The organism is Flavobacterium sp., from assembly GCF_043760115.1.
GTDB lineage: Bacteria > Bacteroidota > Bacteroidia > Flavobacteriales > Flavobacteriaceae > Flavobacterium.
In genome coordinates this window covers 1-20,491 of sequence record NZ_JAYUPK010000008.1, presented here as the reverse complement: position 1 = coordinate 20,491, position 20,491 = coordinate 1, and the positions used below count along the sequence as shown (strand labels likewise).

16 protein-coding genes are annotated in these 20,491 nt (G+C 25.9%); 6 read left to right on the top strand and 10 right to left on the bottom strand.

Features of this window, described 5'->3' with window-relative positions:
• The 3 genes from ACH2BC_RS00530 to ACH2BC_RS00520 form a co-directional block, all read right to left on the bottom strand.
• The gene (locus ACH2BC_RS00530) at window positions 1-612 is read right to left on the bottom strand and encodes a WbqC family protein (protein WP_395051968.1); all 612 of its coding nucleotides are present in this window, start codon (window positions 610-612) and stop codon (window positions 1-3) included.
• 71 nt (window positions 613-683) lie between these two features.
• The gene (gene lepB / locus ACH2BC_RS00525) at window positions 684-2,255 is read right to left on the bottom strand and encodes a signal peptidase I (protein ID WP_395051967.1); all 1,572 of its coding nucleotides are present in this window, start codon (window positions 2,253-2,255) and stop codon (window positions 684-686) included.
• Between the two features lie 189 nt (window positions 2,256-2,444).
• Window positions 2,445-2,786, bottom strand: a complete 342-nt coding sequence (locus ACH2BC_RS00520; RefSeq protein WP_395051966.1) for a helix-turn-helix domain-containing protein — start codon at window positions 2,784-2,786, stop codon at window positions 2,445-2,447.
• 123 nt (window positions 2,787-2,909) lie between these two features.
• On the opposite strand from ACH2BC_RS00520, the gene ACH2BC_RS00515 reads away from it, so the two are divergent.
• From ACH2BC_RS00515 to ACH2BC_RS00500, 4 genes are all read left to right on the top strand, one after another.
• Window positions 2,910-3,344: a MauE/DoxX family redox-associated membrane protein gene (locus ACH2BC_RS00515; protein WP_395051965.1), complete on the top strand. Its 435-nt coding sequence runs from the start codon at window positions 2,910-2,912 to the stop codon at window positions 3,342-3,344.
• The gene (locus ACH2BC_RS00510; protein ID WP_395051964.1) at window positions 3,334-4,380 is read left to right on the top strand and encodes a hypothetical protein; all 1,047 of its coding nucleotides are present in this window, start codon (window positions 3,334-3,336) and stop codon (window positions 4,378-4,380) included. Before ACH2BC_RS00515 ends, ACH2BC_RS00510 begins: the two co-directional genes overlap by 11 nt.
• A gap of 33 nt (window positions 4,381-4,413) precedes the next feature.
• Window positions 4,414-4,602 (top strand): hypothetical protein, encoded by a 189-nt coding sequence (locus tag ACH2BC_RS00505; RefSeq protein ID WP_395051963.1) that lies wholly within the window; start codon window positions 4,414-4,416, stop codon window positions 4,600-4,602.
• A 191-nt stretch (window positions 4,603-4,793) separates the two neighbouring features.
• On the top strand, window positions 4,794-7,073 hold the full coding sequence (locus tag ACH2BC_RS00500; protein WP_395051962.1) for a TonB-dependent receptor plug domain-containing protein: 2,280 nt from the start codon (window positions 4,794-4,796) through the stop codon (window positions 7,071-7,073).
• Here the strand turns inward: ACH2BC_RS00500 and dapB are convergent, their stop codons facing one another.
• The 5 genes from dapB to ACH2BC_RS00475 form a co-directional block, all read right to left on the bottom strand.
• Window positions 7,074-7,775, bottom strand: a complete 702-nt coding sequence (gene dapB, locus ACH2BC_RS00495; RefSeq protein WP_395051961.1) for a 4-hydroxy-tetrahydrodipicolinate reductase — start codon at window positions 7,773-7,775, stop codon at window positions 7,074-7,076. It abuts the gene before it with no gap.
• 51 nt (window positions 7,776-7,826) lie between these two features.
• Window positions 7,827-8,348 carry a DUF5683 domain-containing protein gene (locus ACH2BC_RS00490; RefSeq protein ID WP_395051960.1) on the bottom strand — a complete coding sequence of 174 codons (522 nt, stop codon included), beginning with the start codon at window positions 8,346-8,348 and terminating at the stop codon, window positions 7,827-7,829.
• 38 nt (window positions 8,349-8,386) lie between these two features.
• On the bottom strand, window positions 8,387-9,286 hold the full coding sequence (locus ACH2BC_RS00485; protein ID WP_395051959.1) for a ParB/RepB/Spo0J family partition protein: 900 nt from the start codon (window positions 9,284-9,286) through the stop codon (window positions 8,387-8,389).
• 12 nt (window positions 9,287-9,298) lie between these two features.
• Window positions 9,299-10,066, bottom strand: coding sequence for a ParA family protein (locus ACH2BC_RS00480; protein WP_395044072.1), 768 nt, complete (start codon window positions 10,064-10,066; stop codon window positions 9,299-9,301).
• Window positions 10,067-10,304: 238 nt separating this feature from the next.
• On the bottom strand, window positions 10,305-11,186 hold the full coding sequence (locus ACH2BC_RS00475) for an SDR family oxidoreductase (RefSeq protein WP_395051957.1): 882 nt from the start codon (window positions 11,184-11,186) through the stop codon (window positions 10,305-10,307).
• A 167-nt stretch (window positions 11,187-11,353) separates the two neighbouring features.
• Here ACH2BC_RS00475 and ACH2BC_RS00470 point away from each other — a divergent pair, with 167 nt between their 5' ends.
• Window positions 11,354-14,614: a VIT domain-containing protein gene (locus ACH2BC_RS00470; protein ID WP_395051956.1), complete on the top strand. Its 3,261-nt coding sequence runs from the start codon at window positions 11,354-11,356 to the stop codon at window positions 14,612-14,614.
• 124 nt (window positions 14,615-14,738) lie between these two features.
• Here ACH2BC_RS00470 and ACH2BC_RS00465 read toward each other — a convergent pair whose 3' ends face one another.
• On the bottom strand, window positions 14,739-15,314 hold the full coding sequence (locus ACH2BC_RS00465; RefSeq protein WP_395051955.1) for a transposase: 576 nt from the start codon (window positions 15,312-15,314) through the stop codon (window positions 14,739-14,741).
• A 699-nt stretch (window positions 15,315-16,013) separates the two neighbouring features.
• On the opposite strand from ACH2BC_RS00465, the gene ACH2BC_RS00460 reads away from it, so the two are divergent.
• Window positions 16,014-19,853 carry a hypothetical protein gene (locus ACH2BC_RS00460; protein ID WP_395051954.1) on the top strand — a complete coding sequence of 1,280 codons (3,840 nt, stop codon included), beginning with the start codon at window positions 16,014-16,016 and terminating at the stop codon, window positions 19,851-19,853.
• A gap of 55 nt (window positions 19,854-19,908) precedes the next feature.
• Here the strand turns inward: ACH2BC_RS00460 and ACH2BC_RS00455 are convergent.
• The coding region (locus tag ACH2BC_RS00455; RefSeq protein WP_395051953.1) for a cobalamin-dependent protein at window positions 19,909-20,491 on the bottom strand (583 nt) is incomplete at its 5' end.

The window sequence follows — 20,491 nt, the reverse complement described above, 5'->3', positions numbered from 1 at the left end:
TTACAATTCTTGCTTCAATAAATATTCTTTAGCATATCGTCCTTCATTGAAAAGTAAGTCTAAAATGCTTAGATTATTTATAAAACCAAATTTTTCTCCAAATACTTGTGTGTACGATTCAAATTTAGAAGTATCTTTTTTTCCATTTGCCAAAGTTCTATAATCTAAAAATTGTGGAACTTCATTAAAATATTCTGTAGTTTTTTTATAATCAAATGGTAATCCCAAACATTTAGAAACTAAAGTCATAGTTTCAAAATTCAAATCTAAAAGAAAAGTGTGTTTTTTATCAAATATTTTATGAATATCATCTTCAAAATATTCAAAAAAAGGCGAACTTCTATAAGCAGCTTCAAGCGATTTAAAATGTTGTTTTTGCCAATTAAAATCGGTTTCAATTTTAATATCTCTAGTTTTTTGATGTGTTTCTTTACTATGTTTTACAGGAATATTTAGCATTTGTAAACCGTTTGGACTGTAAATATACATTCGGTTTCTGTTGGTTTGCTTCTGAAAATTATCATCCATTTCAAATGTAATTGTTTCAGCTTTAGCCATAGCAACAAAAGAACTAATAGATGGAAAATAGGTTGGTTGAAGTAGAATATCCATAGTTGAAGTTTGTTGTTTTTAGTTTATGGTTTGTAGTTAAAACTATAAACTACAAACCATAAATTATAAACTTATTCTTTCTCTCTTCGTTTTCTTAAAAAATAATCAACTCCAAAATACAAAGCCAAAGCTATTAAGAAATACTGAAAATACGATTGTGGTTGACCATCGCCACCAACCGTTGTAAAAACTCTATTCCATCGCACTTTATTGAAACCTTTTCCGTTAGAATCCCAACTCATCCAAAGAAAAATTGGTTTTCCAACTATATGATCTTCTGGCGTGTAACCATAAAACCTTGCGTCAAGAGAATTATGACGGTTGTCTCCCATCATAAAATAATAATTCTGTTTAAAAGTATAAGTCGTTGCTTTTTTATTGTTGATGAAAATATCATTTCCAACTACTTTTAAATCGTTAGCTTCATATTCGCTAATTATTTTTTTGTAAAATGGTAATACTTTTGTGTCAATATTTATAGTCTTTCCTTGTTGCGGAATATAAATTGGACCAAAATTATCTGACGACCAATTGTTTACAACCGATTGTGGTTTATTCTTAAAGTTTGGAAAAATTCCGTTTTCTGGACCTTTGCTAATATATCTTGTTACAGATTTAATTCCTGGAATATTTTTAAATCTTGCAGCATTTTCAAAAGTTAAAGCTTGAACAAATAATGTATCACGATTTTCAGATTTAAAACCTGCGCCATCTGTAACATTCATATCTTTTAATAAATATTCAAAGTCAATATCTACTTTTCCATCTAAAGCTATGTTGTAAGAATATTGAGGTTTAGCACGTTCTGGTAAAATTAATTTTTTACCATTTATAAAAACAATTCCGTTTTTTATTTGAAGTGAATCGCCTGCAATTCCAACACAACGTTTTACATAATTGGTTTTTTTATCAATAGGTTTGTCGTGGCGAACGTCTGTATTTTTATACATATTATACAACGTATCTGCAGGCCAATTGAAAACTACAATATCATTATTTTTTATTTTTTCAAATCCTGGAAATCTAAAATAAGGAAGTTGTGGTTTTGGTAAATATGATTTTACTTTTAATAATGGTAAAGTATCATGAACCATTGGCGCAGCAATTGGCGTCATTGGTGTTCTTGCACCATAATTGAATTTGCTAACAAATAAAAAATCTCCAACTAATAATGATTTTTCTAATGATGCAGTCGGAATTACAAAGGGTTGAATAAAATAAGTATGTACAAAAGTAGCTACAACAATTGCAAATAAAAGTGAACTAACTGTATCTCCAGTTTTGGTTGTTGCAATGGTATTTCTGTCTTTTATATAAGTAACATTTTGAGTATAATTTACATAATAAATATACAATCCAAAAGTTGCAATTCCTAAAATGGTATCTGTTGTTGAATTTTTGCCATAACTTCTTAGCGTTTCAACCCAAATTACAGGAAACATAATTAAATTGATAACAGGAAGAAATAATAAAAAAGTCCACCAAGTTGGTCGGTTTATAATTTTCATTAAAACTATAGAATTGTAAACAGGAATAAATGCTTCCCAAGACTTTTTTCCTGCTTTTTCATATAATTTCCAAGTTCCTAATCCGTGGATTAATTGAACTACTAAGAAAAAAACAAACCATTGATATGCTGTCATAGTATATTTGATATTTTATTATAAGTTGTTGAATTTAGAATTCTGTTACAAATATATTTTAAAAGTATATTTAAAACTAATATTTAAATTAATAACATTATTATTTTAAATTTCTAAATTAATAATAAAAAAATCTCAACTTTAGATTGAGATTTTACATGCATTATTATTTTTATGGAAATTATGAATTTATTTTGCAATTAATTTTTCTACAAGAATTGTTAATTTTTCTAAGCTTTCTGCAATTTTTAAAATCGCCTCGGTAGAATTTATTTTTGTGTTTGGACTATTTACTAACGCAATTCCATTTTTTTTATTTTTTATATTGATTCTATATATTTCTTCATCTAAATCATTTACTTCAACTCCAAAATATTCAGCTAATTTAACCAAATTTTTTCTTTTAGGAGTAGAAACATTATTTTCCCAATCACTATAAGTACTTTGAACAATTTCTAAATCATAAGCTACTTGCTCTTGTTTTAAATTCTTATCAGTTCTTAAATCATATAATTTTTTACCTAATGACATCTTAATATTTTTTTTTGCTAATGTAAAAGTATTTTTTTAAATATCGGTTTTTCCGATAAAAAAATATTTATTCCGATTGTTTAATATTTATTTGTCGGTTAAGTTTGATTAAAATTATTAAGTATGCAAATCAAAAAATATAAGATTCAAAAAACAATAGCTGAATTTATTTATCTATTTATAATCTTATTTTTTTGTTACACTGCTGTTAATAAATTAATGAATTTAGAATCGTTTAGAACTAATTTAGTTAAAACCTCAGTTTTTACTTTTGAAATAGCTAATTATTTTTCATATTTAGTTATAATTCTTGAAATTTTTGTAGTTATAATTTTACTCTTTTTTAAACAAAAAGGATTATTATTATTTTGTTTTATAATATTGATTTTTACATTATATATATCTTTTTTAAATTTCAAAGGTTTTTATGAAGTATGTGGTTGTGGAGGTATTTTAAATGGTTTACAATATAAATATCATTTGCTAATAAATCTGAGTTTAATAATTTCTTCTTTATATTGTTATTTAATTTTAAATAAAGCTAACAATGAAAAATAAATTTTTAATAGGTATAATAACCTTTTTTGTTGCAATATTTTCTAGTATTTTAATTTTAAATTTATTTAATACTAATTTTAAAAAAAATAATTATTTTGTTAGAAAATTTTCTAAAAATGAAATTTTAAAGTTTGATAAAGAATATGAAAAATTATTTAAAAATAGTAGTTATGATTTATTTTATTCAAATTCTTTATTGCTAGAAGGAAAATATGAAGGGATTAAACGAAATATGAAAAATTATAATTTCTATTTTTCAGATTTTTTATTTAGTAAAAAAATCAATAAAAATGTCAGCATACCTTTAAGTGCAAATATTCTTTTAGTAGATGAAAAATATATTTTATATGATAGTAAATCCAAAATATCTAGATTAGAGATTAAAACAGATAGTATTATTCAATATGATTCTAGAGGCATACGAGTTTACTCAATAGTATCACTAAAGAATTTACCAAATAAATTTTTATTTTTTGGTGAAGTTAACTTCACCAATATTTATAAAACAGGTTTTTTTGTTTTTGATATAACAAATAATAAAATTGAAGAAATTAAAATTCTAAAATATTCTGAAAACGTTTTTAATCCAGAAGTAAGATTAATGTATTCAGGAATTTTTCAAAACGTTGAAAATAACATAATAACCTACACTTGTGATAAAAATTGTAAAATCTTTATGTTTAATGATAATGGTACTTTGGTTAATGAATTAAAAACCAATGATAACACACAAATTCCAAAAGTGATAAAGAAAGCAGACAGCTACTTTTACAGCCGCGATGGATTGAATTTAACAAATTCTGGTGTATTTTCTAACAAAAAAAATTTATTTGTATTTTCAATGGCTTCTCAATACGATAATATAATTATTATTGATCAATATTCAAAATTAAATTTGAAATATATTCAAAGTTTTAAATTAGATTACAACAACCATAATACTAGTGATATTATGAATATTTATATTAATAATAATCAAATAATTTTAAAATTTGATTCTAGCTACGCATCTTTTATATTCTCGAGATTTATATGATGGAAATTTTTATTAACTTTAATTTTTTAAATTATGAAAAACAATTTTAAATTTATTGTTGCAGTGTTCGGAGTAACTCTAGCAATTTTTGGGTCGACTAATTCTAATGCTTTAGCAGATGCAAATGCAATTAGATGCAGAGATAATGCATCTCCTCATATATGTGCAATTATTCAAAAAGCTGATGGAACTCTATTTTATCTACACGGATTTAGGTTTTAAATTAAATAAAAAAGCAAGTTTTAATTTTTTATTTATTAAATAATTATTTTAAAATTTTGCCTAATTTTAACTTTCCTGTTTTAAACAAACAGGAAAGTTTTTTATGATTAGTATAATACAAAAGAGTTTCTAAGTTGAGTAATAATAAAATTATAAATTCTAATATATTTTAATATCAAAATAATAATAATATGTTTAAAAAAATAATAATAATAATTTCATTACTTTTTTCTTTATTTATTTATAGTCAACAAAATTTTAATTTATCTGGAAAAGTTAAATCTAGTGATATTTATTTACCAGAAGTGCTTTTAGAATTAAAGATAAATCAAAAGTCTAAATTTGCTGTTTCATCAGATAATGGAGATTTTAAATTTACAAATATTAATTGTGTATTAAATGATACTGTTATTATAAAAGTTAATTATACTGGATATAAAGAATTTATTAAAGAAATAATTATCTTACAAGAAGAGGTTAGTTTAGATATTGATCTAGAAAATTCAAATTTTGAATATTTAAAGGAAGTAATTATTAAAGGAACAGATAATGTAATTCGTAATGCCAATAAGTCATCGTATAAAATAAATCAAAAAAAATTCATTAAGAATGCTAAAGCAACAGCTGTATTAGGGACAATTCCAAATGTATATTGTAATAAAGAAAGTGGTGAAACTTTAGTTGAAGGGAATTTGAAAGCAAAAATATTTATTGATGGAGTAGAAGCAATGCCAAATGAAATAAAAAATATTAATGCAACATCAATTGACAGAGTTGAGATTATGAATAATCCTTCATCTATTTATGGAACTGATTTTTTAGGAGCCATTATAAATATTGTTTCAAAAAAATCAAATGAACAGTTTTTTAAAGGATATTTAAGAGGGACAGGCGGTATTAAAAATAATTATTGGTCTATCAGTCCATCTATTGTTTACAAAAAGGGCATTTTAAGTTTTGATGTAAGTTATAGCAATTTACAAAATAATCAAATTAGTACTAATGATTTAAATAGAAATGATTTAAATGGAAGTTATGTACAAAGTTTTCTTAATAATTCTAAAGTTATTCAAAATTCTTTTAATTCTAGATTGGGTTTAAATTTTTCTGAAAAATCAAATTTATCAATTACAGGATATAAAGGCGGCTATAAAGTCAAAGGAGATATAAATGGCACCTCAAATTTTAATTTTAATAATTTTAGTTCATATAATAATTTAGATGAAACAATTAATAATGATTTAGAAATTTCAACAGTATACAAATATAAGACTAGTTTAAATAATACTTTATATTTAAAAAATAAATATACAATTACTAATAATCAATATAATAGTAAATATAATATAAATCAATTTATAAATTATGTAGATGTTAAATCACAAAATAAAGAATTAGCATATAATCTAAGCTATGATATGTTGAATCTTAAATTATTTAAAAAAAATGCAAATATCACTTATGATTTTAAATACATAGATAGAAATTATAGTTTTTCTGATACAGATTTCTACGTCAATCAAGATGTCTATAATGCCACTTTTGAAATGAGTAATCAATGGACAGAAAAATTTTCAACCCAATCTTCATTTACTTATGAATATTCAAGTAATAAAAGTGATTTTTTTTCAAAAAATTATAATTTAATCTTCCCAACTTTTAATGTAATGTATCATTTTAAAAATAAAATTGATAGTAATATTGGATATTCAAGAAGAGTATTAAGACCTAGTCCAAGTGATTTAAATGAAACATTAATTATTTATAGTCCTGGTGTTGCAAGTAAAGGAAATTCAAATCTTGAACAACAAATAAGAGATTATTATTTTATTAAATTTAACAAAGAAATTAAAACTAATAATTATTCTGTAAAATTTTATAATTCAAAAATTAATAATTCAATTCTTAATATTTATGAAAAACAAGGAAATTTGATTGTAAGAACTGTTGATAATGCCGCTAAATCTACTTCTACTGGCATTGAACTTGGATACACAACTGAGTTATTTAAAAAAATAAGTTTGAATATTGATTCAGGAATTAATTATAACCTTTATGAAACTGATGATATATCATCGCTTATTAAAAAAAATAGTGGTGTTGGTTTTAATAGTAACTTAAATATTTACACAAATTTATTTAAAGAAAAATTATCTGTATCAATATCTGGTATTTATGACAATCCAAACTATTCATTACTTTCAAAAAGAGTAACATATCCATATTTAGATTTTTCGGCAAGTACAAATTTATTTAAAGAAAGACTTGAATTAAGTTTCTACATCCAAAATTTACTAGGAAATAATGCTACTACTATAAGAGAAACTAGTTTTTCCGATAATTTCCAAGAAAGTAGAATTTCTAGAAATAATTTCACAAATTTTTTATTAACTTTAACTTATAATTTTGGTAAAAGATTTGAGGATTATAATGATGATAAAAATATTGAAAATAATGATATTAGAAAATAATTATTTTAAACTTAGAACATCCTTTATTGTAAAAACGCCTTTTTTACCAATCAACCATTCGGCTGCAATTAGTGCTCCAAAAGCAAAACCTTCTCTGTTGTGCGCAGTGTGTTTTATTTCAATTGTATCTTCATTGGATGTATAAAAAACAGAATGCGTTCCTGGAACTGAATCTATTCTTTTTACATCAATAAAAATAGTATCAGCGTTTGGATTTTCTATACTCCAATTATTTTTTTCTGTATTGTTTATAATTGCATTTGCCAATGAAATTGCAGTTCCACTAGGTTTGTCTAGTTTTTCTGTATGATGAATTTCTTCCATCGATACATCATATTGATTGAACTTAGACATTATTTTAGACAAGTAATCATTCATTTCAAAAAACAAATTTACTCCCAAACTAAAATTAGAACCATAAATAAAAGCAGCATTTTTTTCATTACAAAGCGCAACCATTTCATTATAGTTTTCTAACCAACCTGTTGTGCCAGAAACTATTGGAATTCCGTTATTTATGCATTCAGAAATATTACTAATTGCAGCACTTGGAATGCTAAAATCTATAGCAATATCAGCATTTTGTAATCCTTCGAATGTTTCTTCTGCATTTTTTCGTAACACAATTTCATGACCACGTTGCAAAGCAATTTTTTCAATTACTTTACCCATTTTTCCGTATCCTAAAAGTGCTATTTTCATATGCTATAAGTAACCAAATTACCTTTTTGTTACAATTTTAAATTAATTCTTCTAAAAATTGTAGGTAAATGTTAGTGCTAAATTTTGCCTTGTAGTTAAATCATCTTGTTGCAAATTGGGCTTAAAAGACAAATTATCATTAACGTTAAACTGCATTAAGTGTGCATCAACATTGGCATCAACTATATTTAGAATATATAAACCAACAATAATTAAAAGAGCTAAATCTCTATTTCTTTGGTAAAATTTTTGCCCAGAAATTAATCTGCTATTGTCAAGAAAGGAAAGTTCATCTAGTTCAGTACTTCCAGACAGTCTTTTTTTGTAAACATCTCTATATTGATTGTATTTTTTATTATTGGAAGTATAAAAATAAATTCCGGTTCCAATCGCACCATAAACGAAAGGAATTTTCCAATATTTTTTATTGTAAGCTTGACCTAATCCTGGTAAAATAGCAGAATAAAAAGCTGCTTTTGCTGGAGCTAACGGATTAATTACATCTTTTTTTATTGTATCTGTCACAATTAATGTTTTGTCAATTTCTACTTGTGCAAATATTGAATTTCCCAAAAAAAGAGATATAAATACTATGTAAATTAACTTTTTCACTAACCGTTTATAAGTTTTATTATTCGATTAAAATCTTCTTCAGAATGAAAAGGAATTGCAATTTTACCTTTTCCATTTCCTGCAATTTTAACATCAACTTTTGCACCAAAGAAATTAGTAAATGCTTTCTTTTGATCTTCTGCAATAGTAAATGAAGTTTGTTTAGTTGCTTTTGCAGAAGCAGGTTTCAATCCATCTTGATGTTTTTTTACCAAAGCTTCTGTATCACGTACAGATAAATTCTGACTAACAATTTTTTGATAAATATCGGCTTGAATATCTTGATTTTCAACAGATATCATTGCTCTTCCGTGTCCCATAGAAATAAATCCATCACGAATACCAGTTTGAATAATTGGATCTAATTTTAAAAGACGCAAATAATTGGTAATTGTAGAGCGTTTTTTTCCAACTCGTTCGCTCATTTGCTCTTGCGTTAACTGAATTTCGTCAATTAATCGTTGGTAAGAAAGTGCAATTTCTATTGGATCTAAATCATGACGCTGAATATTTTCTACCAATGCCATTACAAGCGATTCATTATCGTTTGCAATCCTAATATAAGACGGAATAGTTTGTAAACCAATAAGTTTAGAAGCACGCAAACGACGTTCTCCAGAAATTAATTGGTATTTATTGAAATCTAATTTTCTAACTGTAATGGGTTGAATAACACCAAGTTCTTTTATTGAAGAAGCTAATTCTTTTAGTGAATCTTCATTAAAATTACTTCTAGGTTGAAACGGATTTATTTCAATAGTTTCTAGATCAAGCTCAATAATATTACCAACAACTTTATCTGCATTTTTATCGTTCACCGATTTAATATCGTTGTCTGGATCTTTTAAAAGTGCTGATAATCCTCTTCCTAAAGCTTGTTTTTTAACTGCTTGTGCCATTTAATCTGTAAATTAATTACTGTTTTTTTTAATAATTTCTTCTGCTAAACTAAGATAATTTGCTGCACCTTTACTTGTTGCATCAAAGTTTATTATGCTTTCGCCAAAACTTGGAGCTTCACTAAGTTTAACATTTCGTTGAATAATTGTTGTAAAAACCATATCATTAAAATGTTTTTGAACTTCTTCAACAACTTGATTGGAAAGGCGTAAACGAGAATCGAACATTGTTAAAAGTAAACCTTCAATATCTAAATCTGGATTATGAATTTTTTGAACACTTTTTATAGTATTTAGTAATTTTCCTAATCCTTCTAATGCAAAATACTCACATTGAATGGGAATAACTACAGAATCGGCAGCAGTTAGCGCATTTAAAGTTAGTAAACCCAATGATGGTGCGCAATCTATTAAAATATAATCGTATTTATCTTTTATAGTTGCTAAAGCTTGTTTTAACATGTACTCACGATTTTCCTTGTCTACAAGTTCGATTTCTATGGCTACGAGATCAATATGAGCAGGAATTACATCAACATTTGGTGATGAAGAAGGCACAATTGCATCTTCTGGAATGTTACTGTGTTCTAGAATTTGATAGGTTCCAATTTCTACATTGTCAACATCAATTCCCAGTCCAGAACTTGCGTTGGCTTGCGGATCGGCATCTATCAACAACACTTTTTTCTCTAAAACACCAAGCGATGCTGCAAGATTAATTGAAGTTGTAGTTTTACCAACACCACCTTTTTGATTAGCAATTGCTATGATTTTACCCATTGAATTCTTTAAAATTTTGAGTGGTAAAAATACAATTATTTATGGGTTATGAAAATGTATTTTGTTAACAATCGCATAAAATTTTGTTGTGAGTTTTGAGTTTTGAGTTATGAGTAATGAGTTTTACTGTAAATTTTTATTTTAAAACTATATTTAACTCTCAATAACAAATTTGTACTCATTTTGAATAAAATTGTTTTAAAAAAACTCACAACTCAAAACACACAACTTTTTTAAACTATTTACTTCCTTTTTGTTTAATCATTGCTTCAAGTTGATCCCACATTTCACTCGGAATTTGCTCTAGCATATTAAATTCTCCTGCACCTTGAAGCCATTCGCCACCATCAATAGTTACGACTTCACCATTTACATAGGCAGAAAAATCGGAAACTAAATAAGCTGCCAAATTTGCTAATTCTTGATGATTTCCAACTCTTCTCAATGGTACTTTTTTAGTCATATCAAATTTAGATGCTAAATCGCCAGGTAAAAGTCGTTCCCAAGCACCTTTTGTTGGAAATGGTCCAGGCGCAATGGCATTCATTCGAATTCCATATTTTGCCCATTCTACAGCCAAACTTCTAGTCATTGCTAGAACTCCAGCTTTTGCAGTAGCACTTGGAACTACATATCCAGAACCAGTCCAAGCATAAGTTGTAACTATATTCAATACATTACAATTCGTTTGTTTTGCAGCAATCCAATGTTTTCCTAATGCTAATGTGCAATTTTTTGAACCTTTTAAAACGATATCAATTATAGTATCAAATGCATTTGCAGAAAGTCTTTCGGTTGGTGAAATAAAATTTCCTGCAGCATTATTTAAAAGTACATCTACTTTTCCAAATTCTTTTAAAACTAATGCTAACATAGCTTCAACTTGTTCATAATGACGCACATCGCATTGCAATGCCAAACATTTTCCACCATTTTCTGTGGTTAATTCTTCGGCAGTTTTTTGTAGTTTTTCTAAATCACGAGAGGTAATGGCAACATTGGCACCAAGCTCTAGAAAATATTGAGTCATGGCTTTTCCCAAACCACTTCCGCCACCAGTTACTATAATTACCTTACCTTTTAAGGCATCATCACGAAGCATTTTTGCTGAAAAATCCATAGTTGTATATTTTGAATTTCAAATGTATGAAATATTTTTGTTATGCACGCATAGTATTTTAATTTCAAATAAAATTTCAAAATAAATTAATTGCTTCCAACCTTTTTACAAAAACAGAACTCTTATAAGAATACAGGTTTACCAAATTTAATTTTAATACTATTTTTATGAAAAAACTTATTCTAATTTCGCTATTACTTTTTGGCTATTTTGTTCAAGGTCAAAGTCCGCAATTAAATGTAAAAGGAAAAGATTCAACACTAGTTAGGTTGAGTCAACTAAAAGTCACTGTAAAAGTGGTTGGAAATATTGCTTACACAACATCTGAAATGCATTTTTTTAATGGAACTAATCGCCAAATGGAAGCAGAGTTGCTTTTTCCTTTGCCAGAAGGCGTTTCTGTTTCAAGATATGCCATTGATATTAACGGAAAAATGCGTGAAGCTGTTCCTGTAAATAAAAACAAAGGAAAACAGGTTTTTGAAGCCATTGAACATCGTAGAGTTGATCCAGGATTGCTTGAAAAAGTGGAAGGAAATAATTTTAGAACTCGAATTTATCCTTTAATGCCAGGCAAAGAACGTATTATAATTATTGGTTATGAGCAAGAACTTTCTAGTTATGATGCAACACATTTGGCGTATCAAATGGTTACGAATTGTCCAAATAAATTAGATGTTTTCGAATTAAAAATTGCTGTTCTTGGAGCAACTTCTGAACCAAATATAAGTAATGATGAAGGAATTTTAGCATTAGAAAATATAAATCAAACGTATCAAACAAGTATTGTAAAAAATAATTTTCAACCTAAAGATAAGCTATTAATTACAATTCCGATAAATCAAGAAATACCAAGTATTGCTGTGCAAAGTGTTGATGGACAGCATTATTTTTATGCCAATACGGTTTTGGATAATACTAAAATTAAGAAAAAAAATCCGAATACAATTGGGTTAATTTGGGACGTTTCGTTGAGTTGCAAAAATAGAAATACTAAACGAGAATTTCAATTACTTGATGAATATTTTTCAAAATTACAAAACGTAGAAATTTCGCTTTATTTATTGAGTTATGATTTTGAAAGAAAGAACAATTATACTGTAAAAAATGGCGATTGGTCTGTTTTAAAATCGGTTTTAGAAAGTACTGCTTATGATGGTGGAACACGTTTTTCTAAAATAAAATTGCCTGCTCACGACGAATATTTATTTTTTACAGATGGTTTGTCGTCTTTGAGTAGCAACATTTTTACGTTGACAAAAAAACCAATTTACACTATTAGTTCAATGGCTTCGTCTGACTATGCTTTTTTGAATTATAATGCTATAAAAACTGGTGGATGTTTTCTTAATTTGAACGAAATAAATTTGCAAGATGCGTTAGATAAATTGCAATTTCAGACGTTAAAATTTCTTGGAATTAAAGAAAATTATTTGGTTACAGATTTATTTCCAATGGTTGGAACACCAGTTTCTGGAAGTTTTTCTGTGGCAGGAATATCATTAAAAAATAATAATGAAATCACGTTGCTTTTTGGATATGATTCTGATGTAATTCTGGAAAAAACAATTGTAATTGATGCAACGAATCAGGTTTCAAATGAAATTAGTATTGAAAGACTTTGGGCACAAAAGAAGATTGCCAATCTTGAAATTCAGTACAAATTAAATGCATCTGAAATTGAAACTTTAGGAAAACGATACGGAATAATTACTCAAAACACCTCATTAATTGTGTTAGAAAATTTAAACGATTACATTCAATATGACATTGTTCCGCCAGCAGAATTGCGACCAGAATTTGATAGAATTATGAAGCAACAAGTTGCAAATGCTCAAGCTAAAAAGTTTAGTAATTGGCAAAATATTGAAAGTTATTATCAAATATTAACTGCTTGGTGGAATAAAAACACAAAGTATGAATTTCCAAAGCCAGAAGTAAAATCTGCTAAATTAATTGGAACTATTACTGGAGTTGTTAGTGATAATTCTAGACCAATTCCTGGAGCAAATGTGGTAATAAAAGGCACAAATAGAGGAACGCAAACTGATGTTGATGGACGCTATGCTATAAATGTAAAATCTGGAGAAGTTTTAGTTTTTTCATTTGTTGGTTTTGATAGCAAATCTATCACTATTGGTGCTAAAAAAGTATACAATGTTCAACTTAGTGATAATAATTCAAGGTTAGATGAAGTAGTTATTACAAATGCACTTGGAATTAGAAGAAATGATGATAGCGAAGAAGAAAATGATGAAAATGTTAGAAAAGAAAAAAGAAGTGTTGCATATTCTACTACTGTTGTAAAAGCTGCTGAACTTACTCAAAATGCTTATCCAAATGCAATTCAATCTTTAACAGGTAAAATTTCTGGTTTACAAGTAAATGCTGTTCCAAATGGTAATGGAACATTTAGCACAAATGTCTCAAAACCTATTCCAGTTCAAAATCAATCTAATTCTCAAATTTCAACTTGGGCATCAAATGATTTTAAAGACGATTTAGGAAAAAAAGACATAACAAAAGTTAATAAATGGAATCCAGATAGAATTTATTTAAAAGCTTTGGCAAATGCACCAATGGATAAAAAATATGATTTGTATTTGCAATTGAGAGACGATCAAATTAATAATCCGAGTTTTTATTTTGATGTAGCCAATCATTTTTATGATAATGGAAATAAGGAAAAAGCGCTTTTAATATTGAGTAATATTGCTGATTTAGGTTTAGAAAATCATCAATTATATAAATCATTAACTTATTTATTACGTCAATGGGAATCGTATGAAGATGCCTTGTTTACTGCAACTCAAGTAGCAAAATGGAGAGATCAAGAACCACAAGCACATAGAGATTTGGCACTTACGCTAGAAGATAATAAAGAATATCAAGCCGCATTTGACGAATTATTAAAAGCATTAGATGTAAATTATTTTGCCGAAATGAGTGGACAATATGATGGAGTAGAAGATATAATTTTGATGGATATAAACCGATTAGTTTCTGAACATAAAAACATCAAAATAGGAAAATTAGACAAAAAATATCTTAAAAAAATGCCAGTTTCAATGCGTATTATTTTAAACTGGAATCAAATGGATATTGATATTGATTTACATGTTGTAGAACCAACCAACGAAGAATGTTTTTATGGACACCGAGATACAGAAATTGGCGCACGATTTTCTAAAGATTTTACACAAGGTTATGGTCCAGAGCAATATTTAGTTCGAAATGCTGCAAAAGGAAAATATATTTTAAAAACCAATTATTTTGGTGAAAGTGCCTTAACAGAAAATGGTCCAACTACAGTTATGGTAGAAATTTACACTACAAAAGCTAATGGAAGTATTGAACGAAAATTGCAGACTATTCAACTTGGTAAAGTTAAACAAAACGAAAATTTGGCTGTGGTTGTAATAGAATAGTTAATTATCAAACCTGACAGGTTTTTAAAACCTGTCAGGTTTCACAAAGAAATTTTTAATTAAAATAAATTTTCTTTTAGTTCATTAACCGTCATAATTATACTAGTTTTTTAAAAATTGTCAATCAAATCCCTAAGAAAAGCTCAATAGAAAATGGATTGCTTTTTAATTGATGTACATACTTAAAGTTATCAATATCATTAAACATCTCAATTACTTCATTTCTTTTTAATTTTGTTGGTTTGTCAGATAAACAAGTTGTATATGAACTCCAAGGATATTCAATAGGATGATCACAAATTTTATGATGGACTGGATTGTTATGAATGTAAGCTATAAGATTTTGAAAATAGCTTTCATTATCAATAAGTTTTCTTTTAAAAGGTCTTTCAAACAATGAACCATGTCTGGTATAACTTTTATTAAAAGCTTTGGTGTATGCATTAAATAAATTTGAAAACGACTGAGATGGTAAAATTTTCTTTTCAGATTCTATTTCGTTCAAATCTTTTATTCTAACTAAAAAGTGAAAGTGATTTTTCATTAAACACCATGCGTATGTTTCTGCAATTGGTTCAATATGAATGTCGTATAAATTTAGAAAATGTTGATAATTTTTATTTTCCTTAAACAGCGTGGTACTGTTTATTCCTCTATTATAAATGTGATAGTAATTTCCATTTTCAAGTGGTTGTATCATAAATATTTGGCATTTATATAGTTACAAATATAATAATATTTATTATGCCAAACCTGGTAGATTTTAAATAGAATAAGATATTTATTTTTCCAAACTTGGTTGGTTAGCAAACCTGACAGGTTTTTAAAACCTGTCAGGTTTAACTTTAGCCATAACAATTTCTCGATATTCTTTTTTCAAAGAATTTTTTTTTCAGAGCAAAATTGTTTTGCTGTTTGACTTGATTGATTGTATGATAAAATCAATCTATAAATTGGATTTTAAATTTAAAAAAAATGAAAATATAACCTATTCTTTAAAAACATTCTTTTTTCAAAAATATGACAGACTTAAATTATAATATGAAATTTTGTCAGACATAAAAATCGTAGAAACATAGATTAAAAGTGAGATTTTACCGATTAAATGTAAATTAATGACACTTTGTTTTGATATTATTATTGTAAGTAATTTGGCACAATCTATGCAAGTAAAAAAAGAGTCCAAAAAATTTGTCGATTCGAGGACTCTTTTAATTGATATAAAAACAACTCCAAAAGAAAGAATGGAGACGTTTTATTTGAGGGTGCAAAAGTACACTATTTTTTTTTCTCTCAAAATTTTTATTGTTTTTTCTTCTCGGTTTAATACTCAATGCCGATTAATGAATTTGGGTAAAATCCTAAATAAATAAATAAATAAAGGAGAAAAATTTACTATATGTTAAATAAAAATGAAGTACAAAAATCAATCTCTAAAATTGAAGTTATTGAAACTAATGTTAATGATAAAAAAACAAGTAACTATTTTAAAATCTATTACAAAATAGTTCGAATAAAAATTTTAAAAAGACTTAGGCAAATTATAAATAACTGGAACTGTAAATTAGGTTATCCTGTTAATTTAAACCCAAATTCATTTGAAGATTTAACACCAGTAATTGTTACTAATGGTAATATTTATATTAATTCGTTATTTTGGGCTTTAAGAAACAAAAATGTAAAAAACATTGCATTAACTGGTTCTTATGGTTCTGGAAAAAGTAGTATTTTAAAAACTTTTAAAGAAAAGCATCCTGAATTTGAATATTTGAATATTTCATTAGCAACTTTTGATGATTTATTTGAAAAATCAGAAAAACCAACTATTCCACCAAAACTAGATCAAGCAAAATCTGATGAAATAAATAAAAAAATTGAACTCAGTATTTTGCAACAAATGCTATATGTTGAGAAAAATAGCACTATTCCGAATTCAAGATTTCAAAGAATAAAAAACTTAAAGAATCATTCAATATATATTAACTCCTTATTTTGCTTAGCAACAGTTTTAGGTTATATTTTTTTGTTTCATAATACACTTATAACAAAGTTAAGTTGTATTAAATATTATTTTTATGAAAGTAAAAATTGCGAATTCAACTTTAAATTATTTGAATTTCTTTCAATTTTGTTATTACTATTTGGTGCTTTTTATATTATCAAAAATTTTGTAAAAACAATAAATGATTTTAAATTTAATAAAATTAACTTAAAAGGAGAAGTCGAACTAAATAGAGAAGTTGCGGATAATTCAATTTTGAATAAAAACATAGATGAAATAATATATTTTTTCGAAAGAACCAAATATAATGTTGTAATCATTGAAGATTTAGATAGATTTCAAGAACCTGAAATATTTACAAAACTTAGGGAAATAAACTTATTGATCAATATATCCAAACAGGTTAATCGTCATATTGTTTTCGTATACGCATTGAAAGATGAAATGTTTAAAAATAGTGATAGAACAAAGTTTTTCGATTTTATTTTGCCAATCATACCAGTTATTAATTCTTCAAATTCTTATAATTTTTTACTTGAAAAATTAGAAAATGAAGGTATTAATAAAAATTTGCTTTATGATATATCACTATATATTGATGATATGCGATTATTGAAGAATATAATAAATGAATATAAAATTTATTTTGACAAACTAACAAAAGAAACTGAAATTGAGTTGATTAGAAACAAATTATTATCGTTTATTATTTATAAAAATTTATTTCCAAAGGATTTTGCAATACTTCACAAAAATGAAGGAATGATTTATAATGTTTTCACTAAAGATATTAAATCTATTAAAGAAAAATGGGTAAATATTGAACAACAAAAAATTACTGATAACAAAATTGAAATAGCTAAGTTGGAAGAATTAGTATTTAGCAAAACTTATATAGATAATGTAAAAGATTTACGCAAACTTTATATAGCTGAAATTTTTAAATTATTGCCAAATGAAACTACAAGTTTTATACTAAAAAATGAAACTTATTTTTTAAATCAAATAGAAGATTTGATTGACGATGAAGTTTTTAATAATTTTAGAAGTATTAATTCAATTACATATATAATAAAAGTATATGAATTTAGATATAATAGAATTAATGATCAATCAAATGAAATGAAAATTAATTTTAAAACTATTGAAAATAAAGTTGATTCAAATTATAATTATGTCCAAAGAGTTGAATTATTAAATGAAAAAGAATGTAAAGAAATTGAAAGACTAAATAATTTGAACGGTGAATTAAAAGTTGAAATAGATAAATTAAAAAGTTATAATATTCAAGAACTTCTTACTTTAAATAAAAATTTTGAAAAAGAACTTAACATGGATCTTTATAAATCGGATGTTTTAAAATATTTAATAAGAAATGGTTTTATTGCGGATGATTATTTTGATTACATCTCAATTTTTAAAGAAGGTGATATTACAAGAAATGATAAAAATTTTATTTTAAGTATAAGAAATAATAAAGAGTTACCAGTAGATTTTAAACTTAATAAAATTGAAAATTTAGTAAAACATTTAGGAAATGATTTTCATAAAAATGAAATTTTAAATATTGATTTTATTGACTATTTGCTAAATAATGAAAATTATGACAATGCCGAATTATTTAATCAGTTCCGTACCAAAAACGAAAGAACAAAATCATTTATAGAATCATATTTCAAATACGGTAAAGCGACAGTTAATTTTATTAAACTTATATGTAAATATGATTTAGAGTTTTGGCATCACATTAACGAAAGTAATTTGACTGTTGATGAAAAAGATTCAATTTTAAAAATTTTATTAATGAATGTGATTTTATCAAATGGGAAATCTCAAAATCAGGAAGATGAACTTACAAACTATATTTCTCAAAAAGGAGATTTCTTTAACTTAATAAATTTTGATAATAAAAATGTTGAGGATAATTTAATAACTTTAAAAACTAAATTCGAAAATACTCTTGACGTTAAAGTAAATAAAAATTTATTTGATTTTATTTATAAAAACAATTTGTATCATCTTAATGAAAAAATGATTGAACAAATTATTGTTGAAAAATCTACATCAGAAAATCTTAAAATTAATAATTTAAAAATATCAAATTATACTACAATTCAAGAATCAGAGTGTTCTGAGTTAATAAAATATGTAAATTCCGAAATTGAAAACTATATTAATAATGTATTTTTAAAATTAGAAACCAATACTCAGGAAGCTGAAAAATCATTAATTAGTTTAATAAACAATCCTAATTTAAATGACGAAAAACAACTTTATGATGTAATTAAATTTCAAGATGTTGTCTTTGCAAATATTGAAGATGTTATAAATCCGGATAGTTGGATTAATTTATTTGCTTTAGATAAAATAGCTGCTACTTGGTCAAATATTTATAAATATTATGAAAAGTATAATTTTGATGAATTTTTGATTTCGTTTTTAAATATTAATGAAAACTATACTGAATTAGGAACAAAAGATATTAAATTAATCAAACTTGATAAGCCAATACAAGATAATTTCTTTATTGATTTAATTTTAACTAATGAAATTTCGGATTTAGCATATTCATCTTTAATTAAAAATATTAATGAAAGTTTTGATAATTTAAAAATAGAAAATATTAATGAAGACAAAATTGAAATGCTTGTAAGAAAAGGAATTATTACACTGAATAAAGAAAATATTATAAGTTTAAGGCAATATTCTTTAAGTAAGCAAATTTTATTAATTGAATTAAATTTTGAAGATTACATAAATCAAACTGTGAATGAAGAAGTAGATTATGAATTAGAAGATAATGAATACGAATTGTTATTAAGTTCAAATTTATCATCAGAAAATAAAATTCAATTAGTTACGGAAATAGAGGAAAGCAATATTAATGAAACAAATAATCTAGGAAATTTAATTGGTGATATCCTCAAAAATGAAAATTCTATTAAAATCACTTATTCATATTTTATTAATCTTTTAAATAATATAAATTCTGGAGATACCAGAGTAAAATTATGTAATATTTACATTGAACTATTTTTAAAGGAGACTTCTAAAATTGAAGAAGTTTTAACAATACTTAAACCACCTTTTACAAATATTATTGAGATTGGTTTAATGAAGCCACCTGTAAAAAATAATGAATGGAATTTTAAATTTATAAATAATCTTAAAAAAGGTAAATATATTATTAGCTATTCTGTTAAAGATGATAAAATTACGAGAATTAGAAGGAATTAATTAATATAAAAAACGCCAACTTCTCAGTCGGCGTTTTTTATTTTCATACTAATTTTCAATCCTCCATCAAAACCTCCAAAATACTAATCGCAGCTTCACTAATTTTAGTTCCAGGACCAAAAACGGCAACTGCGCCAGCATCAAACAAAAATTGATAATCTTGCTTTGGTATTACACCACCAACTATTACCATAATATCTTGGCGTCCGTATTTTTTTAATTCTTCAATAACTTGTGGTACAAGCGTTTTGTGTCCAGCAGCAAGAGAAGAAACCCCTAGAATGTGAACGTCGTTTTCTACAGCTTGTTTCGCAGCTTCACTTGGTGTTTGAAATAAAGGTCCAATATCTACGTCAAAACCAACATCTGCGTAACCTGTGGCAACAACTTTCGCTCCACGATCATGTCCATCTTGTCCCATTTTGGCAATCATAATTCGTGGTCGTCGTCCTTCTTTTTTCGCAAATTTATCTGCCAACTGCTTGGCTTGCTCAAAACTTTTATCGTCTTTAATTTCTTTACTGTACACGCCACTAAATGTTTTAATTTGTGCTTTGTATCTTCCAAAAGCTACTTCTAGTGCATCACTAATTTCGCCTAATGTAGTTCTGTTTCTGGCTGCTTCAACTGCAATTTCT